Source organism: Streptomyces sp. KR80 (genome assembly GCF_052245555.1).
Lineage (GTDB): Bacteria > Actinomycetota > Actinomycetes > Streptomycetales > Streptomycetaceae > Streptomyces.
In genome coordinates, this window is sequence record NZ_JBQQCD010000001.1 from 87411 (window position 1) to 103697 (window position 16287).

Here is a 16287-nt window from a genome sequence, read left to right on the forward strand (position 1 = left end):
CTATTCCGGTTACGGAAGGGTGAGCGGCGCCCTAACCTGCCGTGCACAGGCGGCCGATGGGCCGCAGAGCCGAGTCGCGCGCGAGCGGAAGGGCGCGCCGGTGCCGAACCCCGTACTCATCTCCGGGGCGGTGCAGACCTCGCCACCCGACCCCGGACCCAGCTCACGAGGAGTGAGCGCGGCGCAGTGTGGTGGGGCGGCCTTCCTCAAGAGGAAAGCGTCGGCAGCGGTCCGAAAGGCCGTAAGGCAAGCGCGCGTCAACATCAGCAGGGCCCAGGGGGGCACATGCGATCAGTGGGGGTATACACGGCTGTCCTGTCGTTGACAGCCGCATCACTCGTCGGGGCGGGGGTGGTGTCGGCTCCGGCGGCGACCGCACTCACCTCGCCCGTGGCGATCACGGCCGACGATCTGCCGACCTGGCAGACGAACGGCATCGTCTGGGCCCTGGCCCAGGCGGACGGTGTCGTCTTCGCCGGTGGCACCTTCTCGAAGGTCAGACCGCCGGACGCGCCGGCCGGCAGCAGCGAGCAGCCGGCCGTGAACTTCGTCGCGCTCGACGCGGCCACGGGTGCACCGACCTCGTGCAAGCTGTCGTTCACCATCGGGTCGGGGACGGCGACGGTGCGGGCGCTGGCGGTCTCTCCGGACCGCAGCACGCTGTACGCGGGCGGGCAGTTCGGCGCGGTGAACGGCGTCGGAGTGAGCAATGTGGCCGCGATCGACATCGCGAGCTGCACGCCGAAGTCGTCGTTCAAGGTGGCGTCCTCGGCGACCGTCCGCGCCCTGGCCGTGACCGATGACACCGTCTACCTCGGCGGCGACTTCACCTCCCTCGAGGGCCAGAGCCGGCGGTACTTCGGAGCGGTCACGACCGGGGGTGACCTCCTGCCGTGGACGGCCGACGCCGACGAGCCGGGCCGCGCCGTCGAGGTCAGCCCGGACGGACGGCAGGTGTTCCTCGGCGGGGACTTCTTCAGGGTGCGCGGCTCCGACTCGCACGCGCTCGCCGTGGTCGACGCCGGCACCGGCTCGCTGGTGAAGGGGTATCCGCTGGGGTTCATCCACAGCGCCTCGGTGGTCAAGGACATCACGACGGACGCCACCGGCTTCTACACTGCCAACGAGGGCAGCGGCGGCGGGGTCTTCGACGGCCGTATCGCCCTGAATCTCGGCGACTTCGGCCAGCGCTGGCGGGACACGTGCCTGGGCGCCACCCAGTCGGTCGAGGTCCACAAGAGCGTGCTGTACTCCGGCTCGCACGCGCACGACTGCAGCAGCATGGGAGCCTTCCCCAACCAGCGCCGCAAGCACCTGCTCGCCGAGTCGGTCGACGACCCGACGCTGCTGGGCTGGTTCCCGGACACCAATGACGGTCTGGGTGAGCAGATCGGGCCGCGGGTCATGGAGACCTCGTCGTCCGGCGGGACCGACTATCTGTGGGTGGGCGGTGAGTTCACCACGGTCAACGGCTCCGTCCAGCAGGGACTCACCCGGTTCGCGAGCCGCCCGGACACCGGCGCACCGTCCACACCGCTGGTCAACGCCTCCAGCATCAAGCCGGGCGAGGTGAACGTGCGCTGGCAGTCGAGCCTGGACCTGGACGACAGCAAGCTGACCTACCGGGTCTACAAGAACGGATCCGCCACGCCCGTCCACACCGTCAGCGGTGACTCACTGCCGTGGGTCCGGCCGCAGCTGACGTTCACCGACACGGATGTCACGCCGGGCGCCACGTACACGTACCGCGTCTCGGCGAGCGACGGCACCAACACCACTGCCAAGTCGGCCACGCAGTCGGTCACCGTGCCGGCCACCGCCGAGGCCTATCCGCAGCGGGTGAAGGCCGACGGAGCGAGCCTGTACTGGCGGTACGACGAGGCGAGCGGGCAGTTCGCGGCCGACGCCTCGGGCACGGACAACAGCGGGGTGCACCGCAACGGGCCGTCGTACCGGGTGACTCCGGCCGCGGTGCCCGGCCCGAGCACGGCCATCGGCTACAACGGCAGCGACGAGTACACGTTCAGCGACCGCAAGCACAGCCGCCCGGCGTCGTACACGATCGAGACCTGGTTCAGGACGACCACGACGAGCGGCGGCAAGCTGGTGGGCTTCGGCGACCGCACTCTGGAGCCGAGCCGCAGCCACGACAAGCATCTCTACATGACGAACGACGGCCGGGTCGTCTTCGGCGTCTACTCCGGGGTCACCCGCACCATCAGCAGCGCCTCCGGGCTGAACGACGGCACGTGGCACCACGTCGTCGCCACGCAGGGGTCGGGCGGCATGCGGCTGTACGTGGACGGGGCGCTGAAGGCCAGCAATCTGCTGGTCACCTCCAGCCAGAACTACGTCGGTTACTGGCATGTCGGGGGCGACACCCTCAACTCGTCCTGGCCGAACAGCCCGTCGAGCGACTACTTCGCCGGGCAGATCGACGAGACGGCGGTCTATCCGAGCGTGCTGTCGGGCTCACAGGTCTCGGCGCACCACAACCTCGGGGCGGCTTCGTGACCGCCCGTGCCCGGGCGGCGGTGGCCGCCGCCGCGCTCCTCGCGGCGGCGGCGCTGCTGACCGGGTGCGGGAGCGGGGACGCGGCGGGGCCGGACGGCCGGGATCCGGCCGCACCGGCAGCGCGTACGGCCCAGGCGGGCGACGCGGAAGAGGGCGATGAGCCACCCGCGGTCCCGTCCGGCCCCAAGGTGCCCAGGTCCGAACTGACCCCGGCCACTGGCAGCTTCACGAAAAAGCAGCAGGCCTACCTGGCCGACCGCGTGCCCAAGGGCACGGACCCGGCGGCCGTGCTGCAGATCGGCGAGGAGACCTGCGACCGGATCACCCGTACGGCACGGCACGACCGCGAGGCGGCGATCGACGCGATCCGTTCGGGCGAGATCACGAACGCAGGTCCGGCGATCACCCATCTGTGCCCGGAGCAGCGGCCGTTGCTGGAGGCCGCGGGGAAGGGAGGCAGCGGTTGAACCCCAAGCCTCATCCGGATGCCGGTACCGGCACCGGCCATCCGGGCAAGCTCCCGATCGTCCTGGCGATCCCCACGAAGAACGAAGCCGAGAACATCGCCCGGACCGTCTCCTCGGTCATCGACCACTTCGAGGCGGTGATCGTGGTCGACTCGGCCAGCACGGACGACACCTGCAAGATCGCCGCCGGGCTGGGCGCCGAGGTCGTGCCGTACGAGTGGGACGGCGCGTACCCGAAGAAGAAGCAGTGGTGCCTGGACCACGTACGGCCCGAAACGCCGTGGCTGCTCTTCCTGGACGGCGACGAAACGCCGAGCCCCGAACTGCTGAAGGAGCTGCGGTGCGTCTTCTCCCGGCCGGTGAAGGTCGCGGCCTTCGACATCCCGCTGGGCTACTGGTTCGCGGGCAAGCGGCTGCGCCACGGCTACACCATCGTGAAACGGGCGCTGCTGGACCGCAATCGCTGCCACTTCCCTGTCCTCGCGGACCTGGACGCGCCCGGCATGGGCGAGCAGGAGGGCCACTACCAGCCGGTCGCCGAGTCGGTCCGGCGGCTGAAGTCCCCGATCGAGCACGAGGACCTGGATCCGGTGCGCACCTGGTTCGAGCGGCACAACCGCTACTCGGACTGGGAGGCTTGGCTGGAGCATCACCCCGAGGTCAAGGAGGAGATCCGGCAGGCGAAGACCCGGCAGGGGCAGCTCTTCCACAAAGCGCCGTTCAAGCCAGTGCTGTCCTTCGCGTACGCCTATCTCTACAAACGGGGGTTCCTGGACGGCCGGGCGGGCTTCGACTACGCGCTGGCGATGTCCTTCTACCGCTGGCAGATCGGCCTGAAGGCGCGGGAGGGGGCGCGCGGTTAGAGAACTGCACCCCCTGCCCGACCGATGGGGCCTTTTCGCCCGTTCGGGGTCAGTGCAGAGCGTCGATCGCCTTCACGATCAGCGCCCGCGCCTCCGCCCCGTACACGGCCATGCTCCGCAGCTGCTCGAACGCCTTCAGATAGAGGGCGATTTCGCTGGGCTGCGTGATGTTCACCTGCGCCGACAGCAGCTCGACCGACACGAGGGTGTCGTCGTAGACGTTGAACACTTCCTGTGGCCACAGGGCCCGTTCACGGGTCGCCATGGGGGATGACGCCGAGCGACACCGACGGCAACGCGCCCGCGGTGAGCAGGTAGCCCAGCTGCGCAGCCATCGCGTCCGGGTCCCCCAACTGGTAGTAGAGAACGCCCTCTTCGATCAGCAGCACGAAGCGATGGCCCGGTTCGTGGTTGATCAGCGAGCGTTCCAGCCGCGCCGCCGCAGCCTCGTCGGAGTCGTCCGGCACATCGAGAAGACGGGCGTTCGTGCCGAGCACGGCCCGCGCGTACCCCTCGGTCTGCAGCAGCCCGGGCACCAGCGTGGGCGAGTACACGCGGAACAGGCCAGTCGACCGGAACAACTCCACGTAGCTGTCCTGGAGCTGGCTCGGCCACGGCGATGTCCTGGTGAAGCCGGGCGACGCTCATCGGCGCCCGGGCCACCCCGAGTTCCGCTCGGCACAGGTGATGCCCCTGGAGTGCGCCGACTGGCTGCTGAAGCCGGCGTCCCGTATTGAGGCGACGTTCGCCGAGCCGAAGGAAGCCGCGGACTGGTACGCCGAGCAGCTGAAGAAGCACGCCGAGCTCTTCTCCGGAACATACGCGCCCAGCGCTCCGCTCCAGGAGAACACCCGCGCCCTGGCGGCCGGTGAGGATGTCGTGGGCGGCTGGTGGATGACCGCGGGCCGCTTCCTGTCACTGAACCTGATCGCCTGCTGCCCGCATCGCGTACGGCCTGAGTACGCATGCCCGGGAGGGTCGTACGGCCTAAGCGCCGACGGGTCATAAGTGCAAGATCAGCCTTCCAAGGTTGATCACCTTTCGCAACGCGCGAGGCGTATGGACTTCGCTAAGAGGCAACGGTTGTCAGGAAGTTGGCTTTCAGCCCGCGTGGTGTTCCGGCCGGTGGACCAGATTGCCGGTGGCGCAGTAGACGTACTGCTGAATCTGGCGGAACCCCGCAGTCTAGGCCAGGCGGCAACTGGGCAGATTGTCGCGGAAGCAGGATCCCGCTCGCGGTGCGGCCGCGGGAGGTGAGCCCGCCTGCCGCAGGCGGCCGGGCAGAATCATCCGATGGCTCATTCCCGCGAGGCCCGTGGCCGGTTGAGCCCATGGGCAGTTGCATGTGCGCGATGTCTTGACCGTGACCACGGCCGTTGTAATCATCGGACCTCTCAACGAGGCGTTCTCGGCACCATCCGCCCTGTCAGCCCACGAGAGAGCGACGGCCATGGGACTTCGACCGCTGCGCCGCACCCCACCTCGAGCACCGCGCTCACCGTCGGCCCGGACCAGGTGGCGCCTCCTCTGGGCCGCCCTGGTCCTCGCCCTGACGGCAAGTCTGACCGGCGCTCCCCCCGCCGCCGCTGAGGTCGAGCATCCGCGGCAGCAGTGGCTGCGCGACTCCACCGCCGGCCTGTTCCTGCACTGGGGCATGTTCACCGCACCGCGTCATCTCGACTGCGCGGAGTGGGAACGCGACGTCACCGCGGGCGGCTGGACCCCCGACTACTGGGTCGACGAGGCGCGCAAGCTCGGAGCGTCGTACATCGTGCTGGCCACCTTCCACAGCAGGCTGGGCTATGCGCGCCCGTGGCCTTCGAAGATCCCGGGCAGCTGTGCCACGGAACGCGACATCCTCGGCGAGCTGGTGAAGGCCGGCAAGGCGAAGGACGTCCGGATCATCCTGTACATGACCGATGACCCGCAGTGGCACAAGGAGCAGGGCGTCGAGACCCTCGACTCGGCTGCCTACTCCGCCTACAAGGGCCGGCAGGTCGACCTGACCACCCGGGACGGCTTCGGCATGTACAGCTACGACCTGTTCTTCGAGGTGATGGACAACTATCCCGACCTGGCGGGGTTCTGGATCGACAACGACAACGCGTACTGGGAGCGGAACCGCCTCTACGAGCAGATCCGGGAGAAGCGGCCGTCCTGGTTGTTGAGCAACAACAACGAGGACACCCCGATCATGGACACGGTCAGCAACGAGCAGAAGACCGGCATGACGCCGGCGTACGACTACCCGCAGGCCGCCTTCACGCCGATGCCCCGGCTCACCGAGGCCGACTACAAACTGCCGAGCAGCGGCGCCTGGTGGTACGACGGCAGCGACCACCCGGTCGACTTCCGGCTCAGCACCGGTCGCCATATCGCCAACGCGGGCTCGTCGATGAAGTCGCTGATGGCCGAGACCCCGATGGTGAACGGCAAGTTCCCGCCGAACCAGGAGCGGTTCAACGACTTCATGGCCGCATGGGTCCCGCCGATCCGGTCCTCGCTGTTCGGCACCGAGGGTGGCGGCTACATGTACGGCGGTATGCAGCCCGGCTTCTGGAACGACGGCGCCCACGGGGCCGTCACCGTCGAACCCGGCGCCAGAACCCAGTACGTCCATGTGCTGACCAGGCCGCGGACCGACATGGTCCGGCTGCGCGACAACGGCTATCAGGTGACCCGGGTGACCAATCTGCGGACCGGCGAACGGATGCGCTTCCACCAGTCCGGCGGCCATCTGACGATCCTCGGCATCGACGACTGGGACGCCTACGACACGGTGTTCCGGGTCCATACGACCGGTCAACAGGGCTTCTACGCCCCGTCCGTCCTCAAGGCCTCCGCGTCCTCCTCCCTCGACGGCCACCCGGCCGGCAACCTGGTCGACGGAAGCTTCAAGAACTACTGGGACAGCGACGCGCAGCTGCCGGTGTCGGTGACGCTGGACCTCGGAAAGCGCCGGAAGGCGGCGTATCTGGCGGTGAACCAGCGGGAGTGGTCACCGACGCACGCCCGGGAGTCCTTCGGCCGGCCGGAGGACTCGGCGCGGATCAAGGACTACCGGGTCTACGTGAGCGACGACGGCGAGCGGTGGGGACAGCCGGTGCGCACCGGCGCGATGCGAAGCGCACGCGGTGCGCAGTACCTCGACATCGGCGAGCAGCACGCCCGCTACATCAAGCTCGAGGTCCTGAACACCTGGGGCGGTCCGCAGGCACCGGAGCACTTCCGCAAGCTCAGGATCGACGAGATCAAGGTGGCGCACGGCTACCCCGAGGCCTCCGGGCCCGCGCTGCCGCTGGAGGCGGAGTCGCCGCGCAACGACCGGGAGGGCACGGCCCGTCCGCAACGATGCCGGGCCTGCTCCGGATCGTCCAAAGTCACCGGGCTCGGTGGCGGGACGCGCAACGCGGTCACGTTCCCCGACGTCACGGTCGCGGAGTCCGGTGACCACCGGCTCCAGCTGGACCTCACCGCGGCTGAGCCGACCTCGCTCTCGGTGAGTGTCAACGGCGCCCCGGCCATCGACGTACCGGTTGTCGCGGACCACCCGGACGTGCCGTCCCCCACGGCGGTCTCCGTACCGCTGCGCGCCGGCGCCAACACGGTCACGCTGTTCAGCACGGCGGCCCGGGGGCCGGGAGTGGACCGCGTCGCGGTCGGACCGCCGCCACCGGCATCGTACGTCCCGAAGACGACCATGATCGTCGAGCCCAGCGGCATTCAATGGGTCGGCCCCGGGCAGCGGTCGTTCAAGGTGTCGGCGAAGCTGCGGCTCGACGCCGACGATGCGATCGACAAGGTCCGGCTGGCCCCGGTGGTGCCCGACGGCTGGACGGTCGAAGGCGACGCCGCGACGGCGGCCTCGATGCGGCTCGGGCAGACGCTGGACGGCTCATGGACCGTCACCTCGCCGCCCGGCCAGGATGTCGGCTCGGCCGACATACCCGTCACGGCGTCGTTCGAGACGCTCGGCCGGCCGAGCAAGGTCTCGAAGGAGCTGCGGGTGCGACTGCGCCCGGCGGACCGGGTGTTCATGCGGGAGGCCGAGGACTCGCAGAACCGGATCGGCAGCGCCGGCATCACCAACTGTGGGCGCTGTTCCGGCGGCCAGAAGGTGCGCAACATCGGTGGCAGCCCGGGCGCCTCTGTGCTCTTCGAGCAGGTGGCCGTGGACAGCGCCGGCACCCACCAGCTGTTCCTCGACTACACCGTCAACGGCGACCGCTCGTTCTTCGTGGCGGTCAACGGAGGTACGCCGGTCGAGGTGAAGGTGAGCGGCGTCGGCAACAGCGACCCTCAGACGGTCACGGTCCCCGTAACACTCCAGGCGGGTGCCAACACCATCAAGATCTACAACGACCAGGAGTCCACGCCCGATCTCGACCGGATATCACTCGGGGGCCCACGGTGAGCACACGTCATATCTCCGTCATCGCCGCGGCCGTTGCCGCTGCGCTCGCGGCAGCCGCCCTGGTCAGCCCGGCGGGCGCCACGCCCGCCGCACCGCCCGGTCCAGTCGACCGCGCCAAGGCGATCGTCGCCCAGATGACGCTGGACGAGAAGATCAGCCAGCTGCACGGGATCCGTGACGACGAGAAGGACATCTACCGGCACGTCCCCGCCATCCCGCGGCTCGGCATCCCCGCCTTCCTCCCCACCAACGGTCCGGCCGGGGTGAGCACCGGCGGCAGCCGCAGGCCGGAGAACCAGCCGTTCGCCACCGCACTGCCCGCGCCGGTCGCGCTCGCGGCCTCGTTCGACGTCACGATGGCCGAGCGGTACGGCTCGCTGGCCGGCAAGGAGACGTTGCACGTCGGCCGGAACTTCATGCAGGGCCCGACGGTCAACATTCACCGCACCCCGTACGGCGGGCGGAACTTCGAGAGTTACGGCGAAGATCCGTACCTGGCCGGCAAGATCGCCGCCGCCAACATTCAGGGGACGCAGAAGCACGGCGTGCCGGCGAACGTGAAGCACTACGTGGCGAACAACCAGGAGATCGACCGGTTCCACGTCAACGAGCTGATCGACGAGCGAACCCTCCGTGAGATCTATCTGCCGCCGTACGAGGCCGCGGTCAAGGAGGGCAAGGTCGCCTCGGCGATGTGCTCGTACCCGCGGATCAACGGGGTCTTCGCGTGCGAGAACCCGGCCGTCCTCGACGTCGCCAAGAAGGACTGGAAATGGGACGGCTTCTACACCCCTGACTACGGCGCGGTGCACTCCACCGTGGCTTCGGCCAACGCCGGGCTCGATCTGGAGCTGCCGACCGGGAAGTACTTCGGCAGCGCGCTGAAGCAGGCGGTCCTCGACGGCGACGTGTCGATGGCGACGATCGACGACAAGCTGGTGCGCCGGTTCGCCAAGATGATCGAGTACGGCCTCTTCGACCGGGAACCGACGAAGACCCCGATCCCCGCGCAGAAGCACGGCACAGAGTCCCGGTACCTCGCCCAGCAGGGCATGGTGCTGCTCAAGAACTCCGACTCCGTATTGCCGCTGGACGCGAAGCAGTTGAAGTCGATCGCGCTGATCGGCCCCTACGCCGGTGCGGCGGTGACCGGCGGCACCGGCAGCTCCAAGGTCCGGCCGCTCTATACCGTCACGCCGCAGGACGGGCTGCAGAAGCGCGCCGGTGCCGATGTCACGGTCAGCTACACCGACGGCAAGGACACCGCGGCGGCCGCCGAGGCCGCGAAAGCAGCGGACGTCGCGATCGTGATGGTCGGTGAGATCTCCGGTGAGGGCGAGAGCCACGAGCGCACCACGATGGCGCTGGGCGGCAACCAGGACGCCCTGGTCGAGGCGGTGTCGGCGGCGAACCGGAAGACGATCGTAGTGCTCAAGAGCGGCGGCCCGGTGTTGATGCCGTGGCTGGAGGACGTGCCCGCGGTGCTGCAGGCCTGGTACCCCGGCGAGGAGGACGGCAACGCCGTCGCCGGAGTCCTCTTCGGAGACGTCAACCCGTCGGGGAAGCTGCCGATGACGTTCCCGAAGCGCGCCGCGGACCTGCCGACCAACACCCCTGAGCAGTACCCCGGGGTCAAGGGTCCCGACGGCCACTACACGGCGGAGTACTCCGAGGGCGTCTTCGTCGGGTACCGGCACTACGACCAGAACCGGATCGAGCCGCTCTTCCCGTTCGGCCACGGGCTGGCGTACACCACGTACACGTACAAGAACCTGAACATCACCTCGGGCGACGCCGGCCAGGTCGTCGTCGAGTCGGACATCACCAACACCGGGCGCCGGTCCGGGAGCGAGACCGTGCAGCTGTACGTGGGGGCGCCAGCCGCCACCCCGGTCCCCATCCCGCCACAGCAGCTCAAGGGCATCCAGAAAGTACGGGTGGCGCCCGGCCAGACGCGGCACGTCTCGTTCAGGCTCACCCAGCGCTCGTTCAGCTACTGGGATGTGACCTCGCACCGCTGGAAGGTCGCCGGCGGCAGGTACCCGATCTTGCTCGGCAGCAGCTCACGCGACATCCGGCTGCGCGACAGCATCGCCATCCCCGCCCACTGAGGAGACCGCCCGCATGCGTCGAGTCAGGCTGATATCCCTCCTGATGATGCTCATCCTGGGCGTGGTCCTCGCGCCGGTCCAGGGCGCCACCGCCGCCCCACCTGCGGCCCCGCGCAGCCAGGATTTCACTCAGGATTGGAAGTTCGCCCTGGTCAATCCGGCCGGGATCAGCGACCCCACGGGCGCGTACGCGAACGCCGAGCAGCCCTCGTACGACGACTCGTCCTGGCGGCGGCTTTCGGTGCCGCACGACTGGAGCATCGAGCGCGATCCGACACCGACGGGGACAAACCCAGGAGAGGGGTACTACCAGGCCGGACTCGGCTGGTACCGCAAGACGTTCACGCTGCCGGCATCGCTGACCGGCAAGCGGATCTCGCTGGAGTTCGACGGCGTGTACATGGACTCGTCCGTCTACGTCAACGGCAAGCTCGCCGCCCAGCATCCGAACGGCTACACGGGCTTCAACGTCGACATCACCGACCTCGCCCACACCGACGGCCGCACCCCGAACGTCGTCGCCGTGAAGGTCGTCCACCAGTCACCCAGCAGCCGGTGGTACGCGGGCAGCGGCATCTACCGCAAGGTGCACCTCGTCGTCACCGAGCCCGTACACGTCGCCCGGCACGGCGTCTTCGTGACCACGCCGGACCTGGCCGACACGTACCGGAAGGGCTACGCCAAGGTCCACGTCACGACCGACGTCGTCGGCGACGGTACGGTGACCACGAAGGTGCGGGACGCTTCGGGGGATGTCGTCGCGACCGGCCAGGGCGCCGACACCGACGTCCGCGTCGACGACCCGGTCCTGTGGACCACCACGAGGCCGTATCTCTACACGCTGGAGACGTCCGTCATGGTGGGCGACCGGGTGGTCGACAGGGTGAAGACCGACTTCGGCATCCGCTGGTTCGACCTCGATCCGGACGAGGGCTTCACCCTCAACGGCCGCTCTATGAAGCTTCAGGGCGTCAACCTGCACTCCACGCTGGGACCGCTGGGCGCCGCCATCCACGAGGACGCCATCCACCAGCAGCTTTCGACGATGAAGAGCATGGGCGTGAACGCGGTGCGGACCTCCCACAATCCGCCCGCCCCCGAGTTCGTCGAGGCCTGCGACAGGCTCGGCCTGCTGCTCATGGTCGAGGCCTTCGACACCTGGCGGAAACCGAAGAAGACCTACGACTACGGGCGCTTCTTCGACCAGCACAGCGACGCCGACATCAAGGAGATGGTGCACGCCGCCAAGAACTCCCCCGCCGTGATCATGTGGTCCATCGGCAACGAGATCCCCGACGCCACCTCGGTGTCGACCGGCGTGCCGATCGCCAGGCGGCTGATCGACGACATCAAGTCGATCGACACGACCCGTCCGGTCGTCCTCGGCTCGCACCACTACACCAAGGTCCCGGCCGACGGTTCCGCCCAGGACCAGATCCTGCGGATGCTGGACGGGCTCGGCCTGAACTACAACTCGGCGGGTTCCATCGACGGCCTGCACGCCAAGTACCCCGACAAGTTCTTCGTGGAGTCGGAGTCCTCCTCCGAGACCTCGAGCCGCGGCTTCTACCAGGACCCGCAGCAGCTGAACGCCAGCCAGAACTACACCCCGGGCAAGCGCGGCGGCTCCTCCTACGACAACAACATCGTCTCCTGGGGCTCCAGCGGCGAACACGCACTGAAGAAGGACCGCGACCGCAAGTACCTCGCCGGGCAGTTCCTCTGGTCAGGCCAGGACTACATCGGCGAGCCCACCCCGTACCACGGGATCTACCCGGTCCGGTCGTCGTACTTCGGGGCGGTGGACACGGCCGGTTTCGAGAAGGACCAGTACTACCTCTTCCAGAGCCAGTGGACCACCAAGCCGATGGTCCACCTGGTTCCGATGAACTGGACCGACCACCGGCCCGGCGAGCCCGTGCAGGTATGGGCGTACAGCAATGCCGAGAAGGTCGAGCTGTTCCTGGGCAGCAAGTCGCTCGGGGTGCGCTCCTTCGACCGCAAGACGACGACGTACGGCAAGCCGTACCTGGAGACCACCGAGCCGACCGATGACGACAAGTCCTTCCCCTCCGGCAGCTATACGAGCCCGAACGGCAGCACCGGTCACCTGCGCCTGACCTGGACCGTCCCCTTCGCCCCCGGCAAACTCACCGCCGTGGCCTACAAGGACGGCGAACCGGTCGCGCGTGACACGGTCAGGACCGCCGGAGCACCGGCCGGCGTCAAACTCCGCGTGGAGAAGGGGAAGTCGCTGTCGTTCGTGACGGCCGAGGTCGTCGACAGCACGGGCGTGCTGGTGCCGAGCGCCGACAACCAGATCACCTTCCGTGCCACCGGCGGTCGCGTGGTCGGCACCGACAACGGGCGCGAGGAAGACGCGGAGAACTTCACCTCGCCGGTCCGCCGCGCGTACAACGGCAAGGTCCTCGCCGTCGTGACGGCCGGGACCAAGGTCACGGCAACGCTCGGCCCGGCCTCCGAGCGGCCACCCGCCGACGCGAGCTTCTCCGGCACCAACACCACCCTTCCGTCCGCGATGCTGGACGGCGACCCGTCGACCGGCTGGTCCAACTACTACGCCAAGGGCGCGACCATGCACCTCAAGGCGGCCAGCCTCTCCCACGCGAGCGACTGGGTGTCGCTGAACCGGCCCACCGCGCAGAAGTCCACCGGCCTGGTCGCCCATTTCACCACCGGTGATGCCCTCACGCTGCCGAAGTCGATCGAGGTCAGCTACTGGAACGGCAGGGAGTACGTCCCCGTCACCGGGCTGGCCGTCGACTGGGCGACCGAGTCGAACGCCGCCACCACCATCACCTTCGACGAGGTCACCACCAGCAGCCTCCGCCTCGACATGACCAGCCCGTCCCCGGGCACGTCGACCGGCTTCTTCAAGATCGCGGAACTTCGGTCCGCACCGTAGCCGTACGCTCCACTACCACGTGTACGGGGGCGTCACCACGGCCTGGTGACGCCCCCGTACACGTCCTGGAGGGTGTCGACGACCCGCTCGATCGAGAACTGTTCCCGGATCAACTGCCAAGCGGCCTCTGAAGTCTGCTTGTTTGCGGCCGGGTCCAGCAGCTCCAGGATCGCCTGGCCGACGAGCGGACCGTTGTCCCGGTCCGGGCTGCTGTCCACGACCCGTCCGGCGCCCGCCGCCTCGACGTCCGCGGACAGCCCTCCGGTCTTCGTGACGACGACGGGGAGGCCGACGGACATCGCCTCCAGCACGGACACGGCGAACGGCTCGACGACGGACGGCAGCACGTAGACGTCCGAGCGGCGCAGCTGCTCCAGCACCTCGGCGTGGCCGAGCGCCCCCACGTACTGGACCGCGTGCGCAACGTGGCGGCTGCGAGCGAGCTCCAGCATCTCCCCCGCCAGAGCGCCCGTGTCCGGGCCGGCGAGGACGAAGCGGGCGTCGGGGTACTTGGCGAGCACGGTGGGGATTGCCGAGATGAAGTCCTCGGGCCGCTTGCGGGCCTGCACGCGGGCGCAGTAGAGGACCGTCGGCGGGCACCCGGCGTCGCGCGGGGGCCTGCGCTCCTGCAGCTGCACCCCGTTCACCAGCCGGTGCGTGCGCCGCAGCCGCGCCGGGGCGATGACCGCCTCGACGTCCTCCCGCTCCGTCTCGGTGAGGTGCAGGATCGCATCGGCGCTGCGCAGCACGCGCCGCAGCCCGAGCACGTCGACCAGCTTCGCGACCCGCTTCTCGGTCGGATCGATCATCCCGTGCGTCTGGAGGACCAGCGGCCGCCCGCACTGCAGGGCGATCAAGGCGAAGGGCAGGGTGATCAAGTCGCGCATGAGGTGGACGTGTACGACGTCGGCCGCCTTCACCAGCCGCCGGGCCCGGGTGAGCAGGGCCGGTGAGGTGATGCCGCTGACCTCGAACCGCGGCAGCACGTGCCGCGCCTGGAACAGAAAGGCCGGTACGCCTTCGACCGACGTCGGCAGCGGACCGTCGAATCCATCGCCCAGTGCGGCGATCCGCGCGTCCACGCCACGGGACCGCAGACCCGTGGAGAGATTCAGGGCCACGCGCGTGGGCCCGCCGAAGTCGTTGGTCGGTGTGTGCAATGTGACGACATGCAGAACCTTCACGGAAACGTCCTCCCCCCGATGCTCCCCAGCATCGCTGGGTCAGCGTAACGGCGGGGGGTGGGCGGCGCGGCAGGATCTCCCGATATGCCGTTCCTTGGGAGCCCGCGTCCTTAGACTGCTCGCGGGGATGTGGGGGCGCGCGGCGTACGGCTCGTGACCTCGGGCCCGGGGGTGAGGCGGGGGCGATGGCAGCCGACGTAACGACCACTCCGGACGCGCCGGGCGCGCGTCCGGCCCAAGCCCCCGCGCCCACCGAAGACTCCCCTTCCGTTTCCCCTTCTACCTCCGCTTCTGTCTCTCCTTCTGCCTTCCCTGGTATGGACGTTGCTGCGGTGGACGTTCCTGTCGTGAACGTTCCCCCGGTCTCCCCACGGGCCGTACTGTCCCGCGCCCTGGCCGTACCGCTGGCGCTCGGCCTGGTGTTCTTCCTTCCGGTACTGGTGGCCGTACAGCCCGGCCCAGGGGTCCGCGACGAGGCGTACTGGCTGCAACTCGTCCTCACCGGCTACGCCGGGGCCCGGCTCGCGGCGATGACGCTCACCGCGCGCCGCCGCCTGGTCCAGGGGTCCTTCTGGCTCTTCGGCTATGTCGCGATGGGCGTCGCCCCGCTGGCGCAGGGGGTCCTGGGCCAGACGCCCACGCCCGTGATCGGCACCCGCTCCGATCTGGTGCTGGCGATCGCCCTGGCCTTGTGCGGCTGCGTGGCCTACGACGTGGGGGTGCTGCTGGCCCGCCACCGGCCGGTGCTCCGCCCGCGCAGATCGCGCCGTACGGCGTCCGTCAGCCGCCGGAGGCTCTATCTGCTGGTCGCCTTCGCCTACCTGGCCAGCGCACTGTTCGTGGTCGAACTGGGCGGTCCGGCGGTCTTCTTCAGCAGCCGCCAGGAGATCAGCGAGGGCATCCAGGCCAGCGGAGTGAGCGGGGGTGGCGAGTCCCACGTCGGATCGGCCTTCCTGCGCGGCTTCGGGACCGTACCGGCGTTGCTGGCGTTCCTCTTCCTCACCCGCTGGCTGGTCACCTCCCGCTTCGCCCGGCGGCGCCCGTCGGTGATCCTGATGTGGACGGGCCTGCTCGGGGTGAACGCCCTGGTCAACAACCCGGTCTCCAACCCGCGTTACTGGTTCCTGACCGTGATGTTCGCCCTGCTCTTCACAGCGTTTCCGAAGAGCCCGGTGATGTACCGGGCCGCGCTGTGCACCGGCGTCGTCGCGGCCCTGCTCCTCTTCCCCTTCATGGACCGCTTCCGCTACGACGAGAGCGGACACCGGCAGCTCGAGTCCACGTCCGTCTTCGACCCGCTGGTGCGCAAGGACTACGACCAGATCGGCATGTTCGCCAACACCATCACGTTCGTCGACTCCGGTGCGGGCCACGCGTACGGGCGCCAGCTGGCCGCCTCGGCGTTCTTCTACGTGCCGCGCTCGGTGTGGCACGGCAAGCCGCTGGACTCGGGCGTGCGGGTGGGGCAGTGGATGGGCATGAGCAACACCAACCTCTCCTCCCCTCTCTGGGCCGAACTCTGGCTGGACTTCGGCCCGCTGGGCATGACGGGCGGCTTCCTGGGCCTGGGCTATCTCTCCGCCCGCGCCGATCGCCGGTACACGCTCCGCACGGTGGACGACCCGCGCCCGGGCAACGTCCCGGCCATCGTCATCCCCCTGATCGCGGGCTACGCCTTCATCCTCCTGCGCGGCCCCCTCCTCCAGGCCTCCGGCCGCATCGGCATCGCCCTCCTGTGCCTGGCCCTGGTCACCACCTTCCGCTCGGATCCGCGGAAGCTCCTGCGCTGACCCGTTCACCGGCCGGCC

General features: G+C 69.1%; 9 protein-coding genes and 1 pseudogene. 8 read left to right on the plus strand and 2 right to left on the minus strand.

Going from position 1 to position 16287, the window contains the following annotated elements:
- Positions 1–285 precede the first annotated feature (285 nt).
- Genes ACTWQI_RS00415 through ACTWQI_RS00425 form a run of 3 tightly spaced genes read left to right on the plus strand, consistent with a single transcriptional unit; the run spans position 286 to position 3844 of the window.
- Positions 286–2514 (plus strand): LamG-like jellyroll fold domain-containing protein, encoded by a 2229-nt coding sequence (locus tag ACTWQI_RS00415; protein WP_443266271.1) that lies wholly within the window; start codon positions 286–288, stop codon positions 2512–2514.
- Positions 2511–2981, plus strand: a complete 471-nt coding sequence (locus tag ACTWQI_RS00420; RefSeq protein WP_443266273.1) for a hypothetical protein — start codon at positions 2511–2513, stop codon at positions 2979–2981. The genes ACTWQI_RS00415 and ACTWQI_RS00420 overlap by 4 nt, the downstream gene beginning before the upstream one ends.
- On the plus strand, positions 2978–3844 hold the full coding sequence (locus ACTWQI_RS00425; protein WP_443266275.1) for a glycosyltransferase family 2 protein: 867 nt from the start codon (positions 2978–2980) through the stop codon (positions 3842–3844). The genes ACTWQI_RS00420 and ACTWQI_RS00425 overlap by 4 nt, the downstream gene beginning before the upstream one ends.
- 49 nt (positions 3845–3893) lie before the next feature.
- Here ACTWQI_RS00425 and ACTWQI_RS00430 read toward each other — a convergent pair.
- Positions 3894–4449 (minus strand): annotated as a pseudogene (locus ACTWQI_RS00430) (DUF5753 domain-containing protein); the annotation flags it as partial.
- A 22-nt stretch (positions 4450–4471) separates the two neighbouring features.
- Between ACTWQI_RS00430 and ACTWQI_RS00435 the strand changes: the two are divergent.
- The 4 genes from ACTWQI_RS00435 to ACTWQI_RS00450 all read left to right on the plus strand — a co-directional run bounded on the left by ACTWQI_RS00435 (position 4472) and on the right by ACTWQI_RS00450 (position 13295).
- On the plus strand, positions 4472–4852 hold the full coding sequence (locus tag ACTWQI_RS00435) for a hypothetical protein (protein ID WP_443266277.1): 381 nt from the start codon (positions 4472–4474) through the stop codon (positions 4850–4852).
- A 442-nt stretch (positions 4853–5294) separates the two neighbouring features.
- The gene (locus ACTWQI_RS00440; protein ID WP_443266278.1) at positions 5295–8258 is read left to right on the plus strand and encodes an alpha-L-fucosidase; all 2964 of its coding nucleotides are present in this window, start codon (positions 5295–5297) and stop codon (positions 8256–8258) included.
- A complete protein-coding gene (locus ACTWQI_RS00445; protein WP_443266281.1) occupies positions 8255–10369 on the plus strand; it encodes a beta-glucosidase in 2115 nt (704 codons plus the stop codon). The genes ACTWQI_RS00440 and ACTWQI_RS00445 overlap by 4 nt, the downstream gene beginning before the upstream one ends.
- Positions 10370–10382: 13 nt before the next feature.
- Positions 10383–13295, plus strand: a complete 2913-nt coding sequence (locus tag ACTWQI_RS00450; RefSeq protein ID WP_443266282.1) for a glycoside hydrolase family 2 protein — start codon at positions 10383–10385, stop codon at positions 13293–13295.
- 32 nt (positions 13296–13327) lie between these two features.
- Here ACTWQI_RS00450 and ACTWQI_RS00455 read toward each other — a convergent pair whose 3' ends face one another.
- On the minus strand, positions 13328–14479 hold the full coding sequence (locus ACTWQI_RS00455) for a glycosyltransferase (RefSeq protein WP_443266284.1): 1152 nt from the start codon (positions 14477–14479) through the stop codon (positions 13328–13330).
- Between the two features lie 317 nt (positions 14480–14796).
- Here ACTWQI_RS00455 and ACTWQI_RS00460 point away from each other — a divergent pair, with 317 nt between their 5' ends.
- The gene (locus tag ACTWQI_RS00460) at positions 14797–16269 is read left to right on the plus strand and encodes a hypothetical protein (protein WP_443266285.1); all 1473 of its coding nucleotides are present in this window, start codon (positions 14797–14799) and stop codon (positions 16267–16269) included.
- The last annotated feature ends 18 nt before the right edge of the window (positions 16270–16287 follow it).

Bases quoted from the DNA above. Each gene is read 5' to 3' on its own strand.
- ACTWQI_RS00415 (WP_443266271.1), top strand. From the start codon at position 286: ATGCGATCAGTGGGGGTATACACGGCTGTCCTGTCGTTGACAGCCGCA.
- ACTWQI_RS00440 (WP_443266278.1), top strand. From the start codon at position 5,295: ATGGGACTTCGACCGCTGCGCCGCACCCCACCTCGAGCACCGCGCTCA.
- ACTWQI_RS00450 (WP_443266282.1), top strand. From the start codon at position 10,383: ATGCGTCGAGTCAGGCTGATATCCCTCCTGATGATGCTCATCCTGGGC.
- ACTWQI_RS00460 (WP_443266285.1), top strand. From the start codon at position 14,797: ATGGACGTTGCTGCGGTGGACGTTCCTGTCGTGAACGTTCCCCCGGTC.